The organism is Novosphingobium sp. Chol11 (genome assembly GCF_945870625.1).
GTDB lineage: Bacteria > Pseudomonadota > Alphaproteobacteria > Sphingomonadales > Sphingomonadaceae > Novosphingobium.
This window is the reverse complement of record NZ_CAMBTS010000079.1, coordinates 1-14,841: the sequence shown is the minus strand read 5'-3', so window position 1 is coordinate 14,841 and position 14,841 is coordinate 1. Positions and strand designations below refer to the sequence as shown.

Annotated in this window: 11 protein-coding genes and 1 pseudogene; 8 read left to right on the top strand and 4 right to left on the bottom strand. The window is 62.5% G+C overall.

The window, feature by feature from the left end:
* Window positions 1-321 precede the first annotated feature (321 nt).
* Window positions 322-528, top strand: a complete 207-nt coding sequence (locus Q0O40_RS11980) for a hypothetical protein (RefSeq protein ID WP_295530029.1) — start codon at window positions 322-324, stop codon at window positions 526-528.
* Between the two features lie 117 nt (window positions 529-645).
* Here Q0O40_RS11980 and Q0O40_RS11975 read toward each other — a convergent pair whose 3' ends face one another.
* A complete protein-coding gene (locus Q0O40_RS11975) occupies window positions 646-807 on the bottom strand; it encodes a hypothetical protein (protein WP_295530026.1) in 162 nt (53 codons plus the stop codon).
* A 237-nt stretch (window positions 808-1,044) separates the two neighbouring features.
* On the opposite strand from Q0O40_RS11975, the gene Q0O40_RS11970 reads away from it, so the two are divergent.
* The 3 genes from Q0O40_RS11970 (at window position 1,045) to Q0O40_RS11960 (ending at window position 7,158) form a co-directional block, all read left to right on the top strand.
* Window positions 1,045-2,238, top strand: coding sequence for an acyl-CoA dehydrogenase family protein (locus tag Q0O40_RS11970; RefSeq protein ID WP_295530024.1), 1,194 nt, complete (start codon window positions 1,045-1,047; stop codon window positions 2,236-2,238).
* 56 nt (window positions 2,239-2,294) lie between these two features.
* Window positions 2,295-3,425, top strand: a complete 1,131-nt coding sequence (locus Q0O40_RS11965; RefSeq protein WP_295530021.1) for an acyl-CoA dehydrogenase family protein — start codon at window positions 2,295-2,297, stop codon at window positions 3,423-3,425.
* Between the two features lie 439 nt (window positions 3,426-3,864).
* Window positions 3,865-7,158 (top strand): PAS-domain containing protein, encoded by a 3,294-nt coding sequence (locus Q0O40_RS11960; RefSeq protein ID WP_295530019.1) that lies wholly within the window; start codon window positions 3,865-3,867, stop codon window positions 7,156-7,158.
* Window positions 7,159-7,173: 15 nt separating this feature from the next.
* Here Q0O40_RS11960 and Q0O40_RS11955 read toward each other — a convergent pair whose 3' ends face one another.
* Both Q0O40_RS11955 and acs read right to left on the bottom strand, forming a co-directional pair.
* Window positions 7,174-7,794 (bottom strand): response regulator transcription factor, encoded by a 621-nt coding sequence (locus Q0O40_RS11955; RefSeq protein WP_295530016.1) that lies wholly within the window; start codon window positions 7,792-7,794, stop codon window positions 7,174-7,176.
* A 54-nt stretch (window positions 7,795-7,848) separates the two neighbouring features.
* Window positions 7,849-9,791: pseudogene (gene acs / locus Q0O40_RS11950) on the bottom strand (acetate--CoA ligase).
* A 195-nt stretch (window positions 9,792-9,986) separates the two neighbouring features.
* Between acs and Q0O40_RS11945 the strand changes: the two are divergent.
* Both Q0O40_RS11945 and Q0O40_RS11940 read left to right on the top strand, forming a co-directional pair.
* On the top strand, window positions 9,987-11,393 hold the full coding sequence (locus Q0O40_RS11945; RefSeq protein WP_295530014.1) for a DcaP family trimeric outer membrane transporter: 1,407 nt from the start codon (window positions 9,987-9,989) through the stop codon (window positions 11,391-11,393).
* A gap of 41 nt (window positions 11,394-11,434) precedes the next feature.
* The gene (locus Q0O40_RS11940) at window positions 11,435-13,117 is read left to right on the top strand and encodes an MFS transporter (RefSeq protein ID WP_295530010.1); all 1,683 of its coding nucleotides are present in this window, start codon (window positions 11,435-11,437) and stop codon (window positions 13,115-13,117) included.
* Window positions 13,118-13,387: 270 nt separating this feature from the next.
* On the opposite strand, the gene Q0O40_RS11935 is transcribed toward Q0O40_RS11940, so the two are convergent.
* A complete protein-coding gene (locus tag Q0O40_RS11935) occupies window positions 13,388-14,251 on the bottom strand; it encodes an AraC family transcriptional regulator (protein WP_295530007.1) in 864 nt (287 codons plus the stop codon).
* Window positions 14,252-14,489: 238 nt separating this feature from the next.
* On the opposite strand from Q0O40_RS11935, the gene Q0O40_RS11930 reads away from it, so the two are divergent.
* Complete coding sequence (locus tag Q0O40_RS11930) at window positions 14,490-14,702, top strand: hypothetical protein (RefSeq protein WP_295530003.1); 213 nt, start codon at window positions 14,490-14,492, stop codon at window positions 14,700-14,702.
* Between the two features lie 55 nt (window positions 14,703-14,757).
* A partial coding sequence (locus Q0O40_RS15895) for a transposase (RefSeq protein ID WP_367183703.1) occupies window positions 14,758-14,841 on the top strand: 84 nt, incomplete at its 3' end.

The following is a 14,841-nucleotide window of genomic DNA, read 5'->3' as shown; positions in this document are numbered from 1 at the left end:
CATGCGCGCGCTTCCATACGCCGGGCATGCCCATGATGTGGAGCGGCTACCGCAGACTTTCTTACGGGCGATACTGCGCATTTGACCGGCATCGTATTTGTGCTCATCAACATGAGCGTCATGCCTAATGTCGCGACCGATTGCAATTTTTCTCATGTTGCCCTCCACGCCAGATCGGCATGAGGCAGGCAAACGGCGAAGTCGGCTTGAGGCAATGTCGGCAGGGTTGCGCTTGCCATTCGGGTTGATGAGTCTCCGGTTGACGGGCCGCCCACCTGACAACAAAACGCCAGGACACTCCCTGAGCAGCGTCAGCACAGCTTGGCAGCGTCCAATGCGCTCTGGGGCTGTCAGGCGCTGGCAGGCGCTGGGAATGGCTGTTGTAATGTGCTGGCGGTGTGCTGCACTGTCTTTACAGTCAAGTTTATGAAATTGAACGATAAAATGGCGCGGCGTCAGGTGCGGCCCAAAATCGGCATCAATATCAATAACGCATTGAAATCATTAGATGGTTTGGATCAGCATTAGCATCATAATCCACGTGTCGGGGGTTCGAGTCCCTCCTCCGCTGCTAATTTTCAAAATGGAATCAGTAACTTGCGCTCTGATAAGAGGGCTAGAGCCATTCTTGTGGGGCTCAGCTGCTTAGGGCAGTGGGACTGCGGCATTCAATTCTGTCGAGCGATGGTCGGTTTGTACGCCTGTTTTGTCTGCCTTGCCGCGTTGGCGATCATTTTGCTTTGGAATGGTGACGTTGCTTTGAATCAGTTGACCTAACGCTTCCGGCTCAGGGGATCGGTCGGTCATTCATCTGGATCGCCCGTCTTTTCTGCGCGGAAGGCGGCTCGTCGGGGCGCAAGCGAAGCCCAATGCGCCGCGTAGTGGCTGTGGATCACCCTGGGGGTTTACCCCGTGCAGGCACATTGGGTGCTTGACGTTTACGTAAACAGCGGGAATGGTCTTAGCAGCGTTTGGGTCTCACGCTGAGACCCGATTCATGCGATAAAGCGACAGCAAAGCCATAGCCGACAAGGGAGAACGCCCGTGCATCTTGATTTCAGCCCCGAAGATCTGGCCTTCCAGCAGGAAGTGCGCACCTTCATCGCCGAGAACTACCCGGAAGACCTGCGCGGCAAGCAGGATGAGGGCAAAGAGCTCTCCAGGGAGGATTTCCTCTCGTGGCACAAGGTTCTGGCGAAAAAGGGGTGGATCGCTCCGGCATGGCCGGTCGAATACGGCGGCACCGGCTGGACCGCGACTCAGAAATACATCTGGTCCGAAGAAACCGCGCGCGCAGACTGCATCCGCCTGATGCCCTTCGGCCTCTCGATGGTCGGCCCGGTGATCTACACTTTCGGCACACCCGAACAGAAGGCCCGCTTCCTGCCCGGCATTCTCTCGGGTGATGACTGGTGGTGCCAAGGCTATTCTGAGCCGGGTTCGGGCTCCGATCTCGCCTCGCTGCGCACCAAAGCGGTGCTTGAGGGCGATGAGTATGTCGTCACTGGCCAGAAGACATGGACGACAATGGCGCAGCATGCCGACTGGGGCTTCTTCCTCGTCCGCACCAATCCCGATGCCAAGCAGCAGGAAGGCATCTCGTTCCTGCTGATCGACATGAAGAGCCCCGGCATCGCCGTGCGCCCGATCATCACCTTGGGCGGCGAGCACGAGGTCAACGAAGTCTGGCTGGAAGACGTGCGCGTGCCGGCCGAGAACCGCATTTACGAGGAGAACAAGGGCTGGACTTGCGCCAAGTTCCTTCTCGCGCACGAGCGCACCGGCATCGCCGGTGTCGCGGCTTCGAAGCGCGGGATCGAGAAGGTCAAGACCATTGCCCGTACCGAGATGGACGGGGACAAGCCGCTGCTCGCCAACGCCTTCTTCAAACGCAAGATCGCCGAACTGGAAATGGACCTAACCGCGCTTGAATACACCGAATTGCGCAGTCTTGCTGGCGAAAGCGCAGGCAAGGGGCCGGGGCCGGAATCGAGCCTGCTCAAGATCAAGGGTTCGGAAATCCAGCAGCGGCTTACTGAGCTGACCCTGGAAGCGGTCGGCCACTATGGCGCGCCCTATTTCCGCGGCTTCGGAGAGGGCGACAACGAGCATCCGATCGGTCCCGACTATGCGCACCGCGCCGCACCGGCGTATTTCAACACCCGCAAAACGACGATCTACGGCGGCTCGAACGAGATCCAGCGCAACATCATCGCGAAGATGGTGCTGGGGCTTTGAAATTATGGGAGGCCGCCGCGCAGTGACGCGGCGGCCCTGTTTGGGAATTGAGGATCATGGATTTCAGCTACACCGAAACGCAGGATATGCTGCGCGACACGCTCGCGCGCTTTCTGGCCGACACTTATGACTTTGAAACGCGCAAGAAGATGCTTGCCGCGCCCGAGGGCCGCGATCCGGGCATCTGGCGGGCGCTCGCGACCGAGCTCGGCATTCTGGGAGCGCCCTTTGCCGAAGATCATGGCGGCCTTGGCGGCGGCGCACTTGAAAACATGATCATGATGGAAGAGCTGGGCAAGGTCATCGCGATCGAGCCTTATCTCCAGACGGTCGTCATTGGCGGCGGCGCTATGAAGGCGGCAGGCGATGCCCGCGCCAATGCGGTTATCCCCGAGATCATCGCCGGCAACGCTGTGATTGCCTTCGCCTATGCCGAGCCGCAGGGCCGCTACGACCTCGCCAACATTCGCACCAGCGCCAAGCCAGACGGCGCGGGTTACGTGCTGTCGGGCCACAAAGGGGTGGTCTATGCCGCACCCTGGGCGACGCATCTGCTCGTCACCGCGCGCACTGGCGGTTCCTCGCGCGAGCGGGAGGGCGTGGAATTGTTCCTCATTGAGGCGGGCTTGCCTGGCATCGTGCGGCGCGACTATCCGACTGTCGACGGCTTTCAGGCTTCCGAAGTGTACTTCGAGAACGTAGCCATCCCGGGGGACACCCATATTCCCGGCGGGATCGACCTGATCGAACAACTGATCGACGAAGCCACTGTGGCGGTGTGCGGCGAGGCCATCGGGATCAGCCGCAAGCTGCACGAAGGCACGCTGGATTACACAAAGCAGCGCAAGCAGTTTGGCCAGCCGATCGGGAAGTTTCAGGTGCTGCAGCACCGCATGGCCGACATCTTCATCGAGGTGGAGCAGATCGCCTCAATGGCGCTGATGGGCACCTTGAAGCTCGACCTGCCTGCCGCCGAACGCAAGGCCGCAGTCAGCCTGGCCAAGGCTAAAGTCTCGCGCTCGATCAACTTCGTGGGCCAGAACGCGATCCAGACGCACGGCGGCATCGGCATCACGCAGGAATTGGCCATCGGCCACTATTTCAAGCGCGGCACGATGATCGAGAACCAGTTTGGCTCGGCCGATTTCCACCTCGGCCGGTTCGAGGACCTGACCTTGGCGAACTGAGGCGCGATCCGTGCCTGACAGGGCGCGGAGAATGGGCTTGCGGTTTGTTGCGATCGGCGTTCAGTTCTTGCGGCGGGATGGCTGCAGGGCATTGCGATGCGGGGATCGTTCGCCACATGACAACGCCTTTGCCGAGACGATCAATGGGCTCTAAAAGGCCAAGATGATCCCCCGGCAAAGCCGGATAGCGCTCCCACGCCCTGCTGGCCGGCGCCCCCGTGGCCGCGTAACTTCATCCAAAGGGCTCCGCCAAACCCGGGACGTTTCGATTCGCCAAAGGACGCTGCAATCGAGGATTTCCGGTGTGCTTACACCAAATCCGGCTATTCTCGCGCCGCCCTGTGCATTTGAGTTGGCATTGCGGCAAAGTGGTCTGAGATAGTCCTCGGGTCAACAAGGTGCTGCTCCCTATGAGTCGTCGCAGAATGCCGGTGAGCCCATGAGCGCGGGGATATTGCTGGGCAGCGCGCTGCTTTACTTTACGACGTTGTTCTTGCTGGCGGGGTGGGCAGAGCGGCGGCGCGATCAGTTTGCGCAGCCTCGTTTCCGGCGCCCGGCCTATATGCTGGCGCTGGGCGTCTATTGCACATCGTGGACATTCTTCGGCGCGGTGAGAACCGCTGCGGTTGATGGCTGGAGCTTTCTTCCGATCACGCTGGGACCGATCCTGATCTGGTGGCTCGCGCCTCAGATCATCGTTCGGCTGATCGCGGCGGTGCAGCATGATGGCGCAACATCGATCGCCGATTTCATCGGCGGCCGCTTTGGCAAGAGCCGCGCCGTCGCGGCCCTGGTGACAACACTCGCGCTGTGCGGAACCATCCCTTATCTAGCGCTGCAACTGCGCTCAGTGGGCACCAGTATTGTCGTGTTGTCCGGCGGCGACCGGCTGCTGCCGATGACGGCCACGGCGGCGGTACTGGCCGCCTTTGCGATCGTGTTTGGTACGCGCCGCTATTCGGCATCGGGGCGCAGTGAAGCGGTGCTTTACGCCGTCGCGATCGAATCGATTGTCAAGATCGCGGCGCTCGTCGGTGCCGCGGTGTTTGCGGTGATGCTGCTGGTGGCAGCGCCGCCTGCGGTGCGCGAGGCTGGGCTGTTGCGGTTGGCCTCGCGGTTTGATCTCGGCCAGATCAGCGGGGACTTCATCGTCATCACTGGTCTGGCAATGGTGGCGATCATCTGCCTGCCGCGGCAATTCTATGTCGGCGTGATCGAGGCCGATGCGCCGGGCGATGCGTGGGCGGCGCGCTGGCCGTTCCTTGTCTATCTTGGCCTGACCACGTTGGCAGCCTTGCCGATCACGCTGGCGGGGCTGATGCTGTTGCCCCCCGGCAGCCCGCCCGATCTGTTCGTGCTGAATCTGCCACTTTCGGCCGGTGCCGATGCCCTAGCGCTGCTGGTGTTTCTGGGCGGCTTTGCCGCGGCAACCGGCATGGCGGTCACCGAATCGATCGCTCTTTCGACCATGGTTTCGAACGATCTGGTCGGGCCGCTGCTGCTGCCCCGGCTGGCCCCGGGCAGCGATATCGGGCACACTTTGCTCAGCGTGCGCCGCCTGGTGATCATGGCAGTCATGGCGGCGGCGCTTGCCTATGCCTTGGCAGTGCCGGCGGATGCGCGGCTGGCGGATATCGGCCTGCTCGCGTTTGCGGCCATGGCCCAGTTTGCCCCGGTGCTGTTTCTGTCGCTGCGGGACAGGGTGGGTGACGCCCGCGCTGCGATCGCCGGGCTTGCCACGGGTCTGGCATTGTGGGTTGGCCTGCTGCTGCTGCCCGAGCTTGGCTGGCTGGCGGGTGCTGGGCTTACACGCGGCGTGCTGATCAGTCTTGGCGGCAATCTGGCAGCTTACGGGATCGTCGCGGCGCGGCGGTTGCGCACGGTGCCATCCGATGTGTTCGCCGGCGAGGCGGCAGCGCGCCTGATGACGCTGGGCGCGCTGGCCGACATGGCCACAAGCTTTGCCGGTGCGGGCGCGGTGGCCGATGTGATCGGCGCGGATCGGGATCGCACAGCGCCGGTTGATCGGCGCACGGCACAGGCCATCGAACGCCTGATCGCGGGCATTGTCGGCGCACCTTCGGCGCGGGCGATCATGGCCTCGGCGCTTTCGGGCGCGGCGCTCAGGGTCGATGACGTGGCGCGCATGCTTGATGAGAGCGGGCAGAGCCTGCAATTTTCCAAAGGGTTGCTCGCGGCGACGCTCGAAAACATCGATCCCGGCGTTTCGGTGGTCGACCGCGATCTGCGCCTGGTGGCATGGAACAGCCGCTATCTCGATCTGTTTTCCTATCCCCCCGGTCTGATCCGGGTGGGCGCGCCGGTGGCTGATCTGATCCGCTACAATGCGCTGCGCGGCGATTGCGGCCCGGGCGAGGTGGAAGACCATGTGGCCCGCCGGCTGGAGAAGATGCGCCTTGCCAGCCCGCACAGTTTCGAACGCATCCGCCCCGATGGCCGGGTCGTAAAGACTGTCGGCGGGCCAATGACCGGCGGCGGCTATGTGATGTGCTTCACCGATATCACCGCAGAAGCCAACGCGCGCGCCGGTCTGGAACAGGCGCGCGCCGAGCTCGAACTCAGGGTTTCTGAGCGCACCCGCGAATTGCAGATCGCCAATGCCGCATTGGGCCGGGCGACCGCGGAAAAGACGCGCTTCCTCGCCGCCGCCAGCCATGATCTGCTTCAGCCGCTGCATGCGGCGCGGCTGTTTACTGCGGCGCTGAGCAGCGAAGTCGCGCCAGACGCGCAGCCGCTGCTCGCGCATGTCGACCGGTCGATTGCTGCAGCCGATACCTTGCTGCGCGCACTACTCGATATCTCGAAGTTGGATGAGGGCGGGATTCGTCCGGTGCCGACCCGCTTTGCGGTGCGGACACTAATGATCGAACTGGCCGAAATTTTTGCGCCATTGGCTGAGGAAAAGCAGCTGACCTTGCGGTTGGCCGCAGGCGATGCCTGGGTCGAGACAGACCGCAACCTGCTGCGTTCCGTGGTGCAGAACTTCCTCTCCAATGCGATCCGCTACACCATAACGGGCGGCGTGTTGCTGGCCATCCGGCGGCGCGGGGGCATGGTGCGGATCGAGGTGCGCGACAGCGGTGTTGGCATTCCCGCCGAAGATCAGGAACGCATCTTTGCCGAGTTCGAGCGGCTTGGCCACGGCGGCGATGCCGGGATCGGGCTGGGCCTCGCCATCGCGCGGCGCACCGCGCTGCTGCTCGGTGCTGACATCGACCTGTGGTCGGTCCCGGGGCGCGGCAGCCGGTTTGCCGTCTCGCTGCCGGCGATCGCTCCCCAGCCAGATAGCGTGCCTGACATCCCTCCCGGGCTCGCGCGCGCTGCTCCCGGTGCCGCGCTCGGCTTGGCGGGCACCACTGTGCTGATTGTCGACGAAGACCATGTCATTCGCGAGGCCACCGCAACGCTTTTGGCGAAATGGCAGTGCCGGCCGCTGGTCGCGGCATCGGCAGACGCGGCGCTGGCCATGCTGGGCGACGCGGACTGGGCGATCGTCGATCTGGATCTGGGGTGCGCCACGGATGGCCTTGCCCTGATTTCGCGCATCGAAGGCTTGGCGCCGAACCTCGCCTGCGCGCTGGTCACGGCCGACCGCAGCCCCGCCGTCGCGCAGCGCTGCGCTGCGCTGGGCGTCACGCTCTTGCCTAAGCCGATCGATCCTGCGGCGCTGGCACAGTGGCTGACCACCGGCCGACGTGCCGCCGCGCCATAGGGGGCGGCTTTCTCGCTAGTAGTGCCCCAGCCCCAGCGCCCGCGCCGCCAGCACCGCCTGGGTGCGGTTCTGCACATCGAGCTTGCGCATGATCGCGGTCATGTGCGCCTTGACCGTCGCTTCGCTGATGCCGAGATCGAAGGCGATCTGCTTGTTGAGCCGCCCGCCGAGCACGCCGAGCAGGACGCGAAGCTGCGTCGGTGTCAGCGCGGCAACTTGCGCGGCAACCTGATCGGTTGCGGGATCGACCGGCATCGCCATGCGCGTGCCGGCCAGAGCCGCGCGGATTGCGTTCTCGATGGTCGGCAGATCCTGATCCTTGCCGATGAAACCAACTGCGCCAAATCGCTGCGCCGCGCCGGCCGCTTCGGCTGCGTCTGCCGACGAGACGACGAGGATCGGCACGGCGGGCAGTTCGGCATGGAGCAGCGCGACACCGGAGTAGCCCTCCGCACCGGGCATGCGCAAATCGAGCAGGATCAGATCAAAAGCCCGGCGGGCATCATGCACTGCCGTGATTGCGGACGCCAGGGTACCAGCTTCGACAACACTGGCATCAGGACAGACCCGCCGCGCGGCGAGCGCCAGCGCGGCACGGAACATCGGATGGTCGTCGGCGACCAGGATCTGCGTCACATCTTGGTGCCGCCTTGCATGGCCGGCTCCTCCCCTTTGTGTTTGGGGCGGAGATTAGCCTGCGGCAGGCCTTGTGTAGATGAGCGCTGCAACAACCGAAGGATCGGCGAGAGTTGACGTATCGCCAAGGCTGCCAAGGTCATTCTCGGCAAGATCTTGCGCAGGATACGGCGCATGATCTTGCCGCTGCGGGTCTTGGGCAGGCCAGGTGCAAACTGGATGACATCGGGGCTGGCGATCGGGCCGATCTCGTTGCGCACCCATTTCACCAATTCCTGGCGCAGCGCCGGGCTGCCGATCTCGGAGGCATTGAGCGTCACATAGGCATAAATACCCTGTCCCTTGATCTCGTGCGGCACGCCGACGACGGCGGCTTCGGCCACCAGCGGATGCGCGACCAGCGCGCTTTCGATCTCCGCCGATCCCATGCGATGGCCCGAAACATTAATGACATCATCGACGCGGCCGGTGATCCAGAAATAGCCGTCCTCATCACGCCGGCAACCGTCCCCGGTGAAATAGCGACCGGGATACGTCGTGAAATAGGTCTGGAAAAAGCGAGCATGATCGTTCCAGACAGAGCGCATCTGGCCGGGCCAGGACCGGGTGAGGCACAGATTGCCCTCGGTCGCCCCGTCCAGTTCCGCCCCCGTGGCATCCACCAAGATCGGTTCGATGCCAAAGAACGGCAGGCTGGCGGCACCCGGTTTGAGCGGCGTGGCCCCCGGCAGCGGGGTGATGAGCGCGCCGCCGGTTTCGGTCTGCCACCAGGTGTCGACGATTGGGCAGCGCCCATCGCCCACCACGCGGTGGTACCATTCCCAGGCTTCGGGATTGATCGGCTCGCCGACCGATCCCAGCAGACGCAGCGAGGCCCGCGATGCCGCCTTCACCCAGCTATCGCCTTCGCGCATCAGCGCGCGCAGCGCTGTCGGAGCGGTATAAAGCGTGTTGACGGACCAGCGATCGACAATCTGCCAGAACCGGCTGAAATCGGGATAGTTGGGCACGCCTTCGAACATCAGCGTGGTCGCGCCATTGGCCAGCGGGCCATAGACGACATAGCTGTGGCCCGTCACCCAGCCGACATCGGCAGTGCACCAAAACACTTCGCCGGGCCGATAATCGAAGACATATTTGTGCGTCATCGCCGCCCACACCAGATAGCCGCCGCTGGTGTGCAGCACGCCCTTGGGCTTGCCGGTCGATCCGCTGGTGTAGAGGATGAACAGCGGGTCTTCGGCATTCATCGCCGCGGCAGGGCAATCGGCAGGCACGGCGGCGCGCAGATCCTCATACCAATGATCGCGGCCCTCCTGCATGGCAACCGGGCCGCGCGTGCGCTTGACGACGATCACGCTGCGCACCGAGGGGCAATGGGCCAAGGCCGCATCGACATTTGCCTTTAGCGGCACCGGCTTGCCGCCGCGCAGGCCTGCATCACAGGTCACGACCACGGTGGAGTCGCAATCCTGAATGCGCCCTGCCAGACTTTCGGGGGAAAAGCCCCCGAACACGATGGAATGGACAGCGCCGATCCGTGCGCAGGCCAGCATCGCCATCGCGCTTTCCGGCACCATCGGCATGTAAAGCGTTACGCGGTCGCCCTTCTGCACGCCTTGTGCCTTGAGAACATTGGCGAACCTGCAGACCTCGGCGTGGAGATCGCGGTAGGTGATCGTGCGGGTTTCGCCCGGATCATCGCCCTCCCACAAGATTGCTGCCGTGTCGCCGCGCGTTGCCAGATGGCGATCTAGGCAGTTTGCCGCAACGTTAAGCTCGCCGTCGCCGAACCAGCGCACGGCAAAATCGCTTTCGGCAAAGCTGCTTTCGTCCGCTTTGCTGAACGGCGTTGTCCAATCGATGATCTGCGCCTCCCGCGCCCAGAACCCTTCGGGATCCGCGAGCGCTTCGGCCGACATGGCAGCATGCGCGCTAGCGTCGATATGGGCGCGGGCGGCCCATTCAGCCGGTACCGGATAAACCGCGTTGCTCATGATTCCACTCCCCCAAAGGCGCGATGCAAGGTCTCTTGTCGATTGGCTCCCCCATGCCCCGCCCGCGGCGAAGGTGCATCCCCGACCATGTCTACGACCAAGGTCGCGCTACCATCAGGCCAGGCGAGCCCCGATGATGTCCAATGTTGGCAACCCACCCGCAGCGAGGCGGGGGACCGACCTTGGGGAATTAGGATGACCACGAAAACCCGCCATTGCCTTTCGCTGCTGTGCCTTGGCACCGCGTTGACCGGCGCGCCGGTTTGGGCGCAGACGCCGCGCGAAGCCGCGCTGGAGGCCCGTCTGGCTCAGCTGGAAGCCGCCGTTTCGGCTCTGCGGGGTGAACTGGAAGCATCGCGCAGCGCCCCGGCGGTTGGCTCCTCGGCCGCTTTGTCAGCGGGTGCGGCGAAACCCGTCTTGGTGCCAGCGATGTCGGCCGAGACCGAAGCCCGGCTGGTCGCGCTCGAGAACGCCAAGCCCGCCGATGGTTTCAAGATTGGCGGCACCCGGTTCAAGCTAGGCGGCTTTGTCCGCATCAATGCCGCCGCCACCCGGTACAATGATGGCGAATTGGCAGTTGGCGGGCTGGGCAAGGAGTTTTATCTGCCGCAACAGATCCCGGTTGGCGGCGGCTATGCAAGCCAGGATTTCCTCATTCAGGCGCGCCAGACGCGTTTTGTCCTGAACACCGAAACACCGGCCGGAAATCACACCCTGAAGAGCCATCTGGAGTTCGACTTTGCGCTGTCAACCGCGCCTGCCGGTGCGCAGCGCGCCACGAACGCGTTTGTGCCAACGTTGCGCCGTGCCTTTCTCACGGTTGACAACACCCTTGCCGGGCAGGAATGGAGCACCTTTCAGAATGTCGGTGTGCTGCCCGAAAGCACCGATTTCGTGGGGCCGATTGAAGGCACGGTGTTTGTTCGTCAGACGATGGTGCGCCAGACCTTGGCGCTCGCGCCGAGCATTCAGGTGCAACTTGCGCTCGAAAATCCTGAAACAGAAACCACCAACCGCACGGCTTCGGCGCTGCTCGGCAACGATGATGACCGCCTGCCCGATCTGGTCGGGCGTGTGAACATCAAGACCGGCTCGGCTGATCTGTCGCTGGCTGGCATCGCGCGGGAATTGCGCATCAACCAGAACGGCTTTGTCGACACCGCATTCGGCTGGGGCATCAGCGCGGCCGGCAAGATCGGGTTCGGGCCAAAGAGCCGCCATGATCTGCGCTTCATGGCAACGTATGGCAACGGCATCGGTCGATATCTCGGCCTTGGCTTTGCCGCGGATGCGGTTTTTGGCGGGGCCCCTGGCGATAAACTGGAAACCGTGCGTAACCATGCCGGTTTTGCGGCGCTGCGGGTCGGCTGGAGCGAAACCCTGCGGTCTACGGTGATGGGCGGCTATCAAAAGGCGTGGTACCCGGCAAACGTTTCGCTGCAAAACAACGCTGCAGCATGGAGCCTGGCCGGCAATCTGTTTTGGACAGCGGCCAAAAACTTTGACCTCGGCGTCGAGTATCGCCACGGCGTGCGCAAACTGTTGAGCGGAGACAGCGGCTCGCTGAATCGCCTCGAGTTTGCTTTCAAATATTCATACTGAATAATATTGAACCTCAGTTCAACGCGGGAAGGTAAACTGTCATGAGCGTCTTAGCAGACATTGACATCGATGATATTTCGGGACTGCCCAAGCACCACGTTGCCACAAAGAATGAGAAAATGGTTATTCTCGGTTCTTCACTGGGAACAGTTTTCGAATGGTATGATTTTTACCTTTACGGTCTGCTGGCCACGATCATCACTGCTCAGTTCTTCTCGGGCGTCAATGAAACCACCGGTTTCATTTTTGCGCTCGCGGCATTTGCTGCAGGCTTCGCCGTGCGGCCGTTCGGAGCGCTCGTGTTCGGACGCATCGGCGACATGGTCGGGCGCAAGAACACCTTTCTCGTCACCATGGGCATCATGGGGCTGAGCACCTTCCTGGTCGGGTTGCTGCCAAGTTATGGCGGCATCGGCGTTGCAGCGCCGCTTATGCTGGTGGCGCTGCGCCTGCTTCAAGGCCTCGCGCTGGGCGGCGAATATGGCGGTGCCGCCACCTATGTCGCCGAACACGCTCCAGATGACAAACGCGGCTTCTACACCAGCTTCATCCAGACAACGGCGACCTTGGGGCTGTTCGCAGCCCTGCTCGTGGTCATCGGGGTGCGCTCGGCGGTCGGTGAGGAGGCGTTCAAGGACTGGGGCTGGCGTGTTCCCTTCCTCGTCTCGGCGCTCTTGCTGGGCGTTTCGCTGTGGATCCGCATGCAGCTTGAAGAAAGCCCGGCGTTCACCAAAATGAAGGCCGAAGGCAAGGTTTCCAAGGCACCGCTGACCGAAGCCTTTGCCAGCTGGGGCAATCTCAAGATCGTCCTGATCTCGCTGTTCGGCGCGGTCATGGGCCAGGCCGTGGTCTGGTACACCGGCCAATTCTATGCGCTGTTCTTTCTGGAAAAGATGCTGAAGGTCGATGGTGCAACTACCAATATCCTGATCGCCATTGCCCTGCTGCTGGCAACGCCCGCCTTCGTGCTCTTCGGCTGGCTCTCGGATCGCATCGGCCGCAAGCCGATCATCCTCACCGGTTGCCTGCTGGCTGCGTTGACCTATTTCCCTTTATTCGAGGCGCTGTCCTACAATGCCAACCCGGCGCTCTATGCGGCTGTCAAATCGGCACCGGTGACTGTCAAAGCTGACAACGCCGCCTGTTCGGTGCAGTTCGATCCGATCGGCGCGAACAAATTCGACAGCAAAACCTGCGATATCGCCAAGAGCTTCCTCGCCAAAGCGGGGGTATCTTACAGCAATGTCGCGGCACCGGGCACCGAGGCTACCATCACGATCGGCAATACGGTCATCGCGCCGCCAGTGACGACCGGCCTCGAAGCAGATGCGCGGGCCGCCGCGATCAAGGCTTTTCAGACTGAAACCAAGGCGGCGCTGGTAGCCGCAGGCTATCCTGAAAAGGCCGATCCGGCAGCGATCAACAAGCCGATGGTCGTCGCGATCCTGTTCATCCTCGTCCTCTACGTGACGATGGTCTATGGCCCGATTGCGGCGCTGCTGGTGGAATTGTTCCCGACCAACATCCGCTACACCTCGATGTCGCTGCCGTATCACATCGGCAATGGCTGGTTCGGCGGCTTCCTCCCGACAGTTGCCTTCGCGATGGTCGCCTCGACGGGCAACATCTACTATGGCCTGTGGTATCCGATCGTCGTTGCCAGCCTGTGCTTCGTCATCGGGTTGTTCTGCCTGCCGGAAACCTTCAAGCGTTCGATCGACTGAAGCTTCCTGTCTCGACTACCAAGACCATGACCTTTCCCGGGACCTGGCAGCACCCTCTGCCAGGTCCTCGCTTGTGCGCGAAGAGCGCGTCGAAATCGGCGTGCCCGCCATCTCCGCCGTGCCAAGACGCAAACCGGGATTCAAAGAACACGGCGTTCACTCGGGCTATTCTATTGTCGTCTCGTGCTGGCTTGGCTCCAAACTGCGTCTGCCGCAAATGCCTGTGAGATCATCAATCGCGAACCCCGCATTGCGCCGGGCTTTGAAGAACTAGCCCGCCCAGATGGCAATCCCCAAATCCTTGCCCGGTTGCCAGCGCCCAAGGATCAGGCGGTGGACAAAGCTGTCCTGAGCGGCATTGAATGCGCGTGGGGTCATGCAGACATGCCGCTTGAAATGGCGGATGAAGTGGGATTGATCGACAAAGTCGCCGAGTTCGGCGGCGTCGCGCCAATCGGAGACTTCGCCTGCTGCTATCCGCGCGGCGGCCTTCAGCGCCCGGTATTTTGCCGCGAGCAGCTTTGGCGGCGCGCCATGCGTCATGGCCGTAAACCTCTCTAGCGAACGGCGCGACATGGCGAGTACACTGGCCAGCGCGTCGGCGCTTTGTTCGCCATCGAGCAGCACCCATGCATCGATTTCGGCGATGCGCGGATCAGGCATCCGGCCGCGCAGTTTGGCGCGCAGGAATGAATCGAGCACGGCCGGGCCCTTATCAGGACACTGTGCGAGGCATGCCGAAGGCAGACGGTCAGCATCGTCGCCCAGTAGCGTTGACAAGCAAGCCACCCGGTGCGCTGCACTGGACGCTGACGCACCGATGATCGCATTCCAGCCTGCCGGTGTCAGCGCGCTGCCAATGGCCACAGATCCTGCCGGCGCAATCAATCGCGCGGCCCTTGTCGTGGGCCCTAAGAGCGCTGCGGCAGGGGCAATTTCAGGCCCGACGCCAAAGTCATACGCGTTGTGCGCGCTTAACGTTATCTGCAACTGGCCGAGCAGTGAGCATATCCCGGCATCGAGCGGAGCGTCGCCGACCTCGATCCGGTAATGGAATGCTACCAGCCCCTGGAGCGGCGTGCTCGGCTCGAAGTAAGTAAACAGGGCTGGTGCCTGCCGGTTTACGTTGCCCACTTTCGCGCCCCCTCGATGCTATTTTAGTTACGCTGGCCTTGAGCCATACTCAACTCTGCAGATGGGCACTGGAGGGAATCCCGGATCATTCAGGCACACTTGAGGCGCGATGGCGCTCGGCCCTGTCGGTTTCCTACAATCCCGATCAACTTCGACAGATTATAGAATTGGGTTGGAGTCTGGATAAGTCCTTGGGGCAGTCTGATCGCAAAGATGCTTGAATTGGGGTTTTGTTAATATGACCGATCTGTCGCAGGCAATTACCTTTACGGCCACCGAGCAAGCACCCGGTCCACCAGCATTCGTCTTCGACGATATCGGCTTCGGCCCGATCAGCGGCAGCATCGCGCTCACCGAGGATATGCTTGGGGTGCCGTTGCCCTTGCTCGATCTGGGCTTCATCGTCGACTATACGTTCGGAGCGCGGCTCGTGCTCGACGTTGTGACGTGACCCCCTGATTTTCCTCCAAGAATGATTAGAGTCCGGCCCCTTGAAGGACGGACAGATGAAGCGATCACGGTTCACGGAAGAGCAGATTATCGGAGTGCTGAAGGAGGCAGAGGCGGGCGGGAAGACAGCTGATCTGGCC

Excerpts from the sequence above, each read along its gene's own strand:
- Q0O40_RS11940 (WP_295530010.1), top strand. The coding sequence starts at position 11,435 with ATGAGCGTCTTAGCAGACATTGACATCGATGATATTTCGGGACTGCCC.
- Q0O40_RS11930 (WP_295530003.1), top strand. The coding sequence starts at position 14,490 with ATGACCGATCTGTCGCAGGCAATTACCTTTACGGCCACCGAGCAAGCA.
- Q0O40_RS11945 (WP_295530014.1), top strand. The coding sequence starts at position 9,987 with ATGACCACGAAAACCCGCCATTGCCTTTCGCTGCTGTGCCTTGGCACC.
- Q0O40_RS11965 (WP_295530021.1), top strand. The coding sequence starts at position 2,295 with ATGGATTTCAGCTACACCGAAACGCAGGATATGCTGCGCGACACGCTC.
- Q0O40_RS11975 (WP_295530026.1), bottom strand. The coding sequence starts at position 807 with ATGACCGACCGATCCCCTGAGCCGGAAGCGTTAGGTCAACTGATTCAA.
- Q0O40_RS11960 (WP_295530019.1), top strand. The coding sequence starts at position 3,865 with ATGAGCGCGGGGATATTGCTGGGCAGCGCGCTGCTTTACTTTACGACG.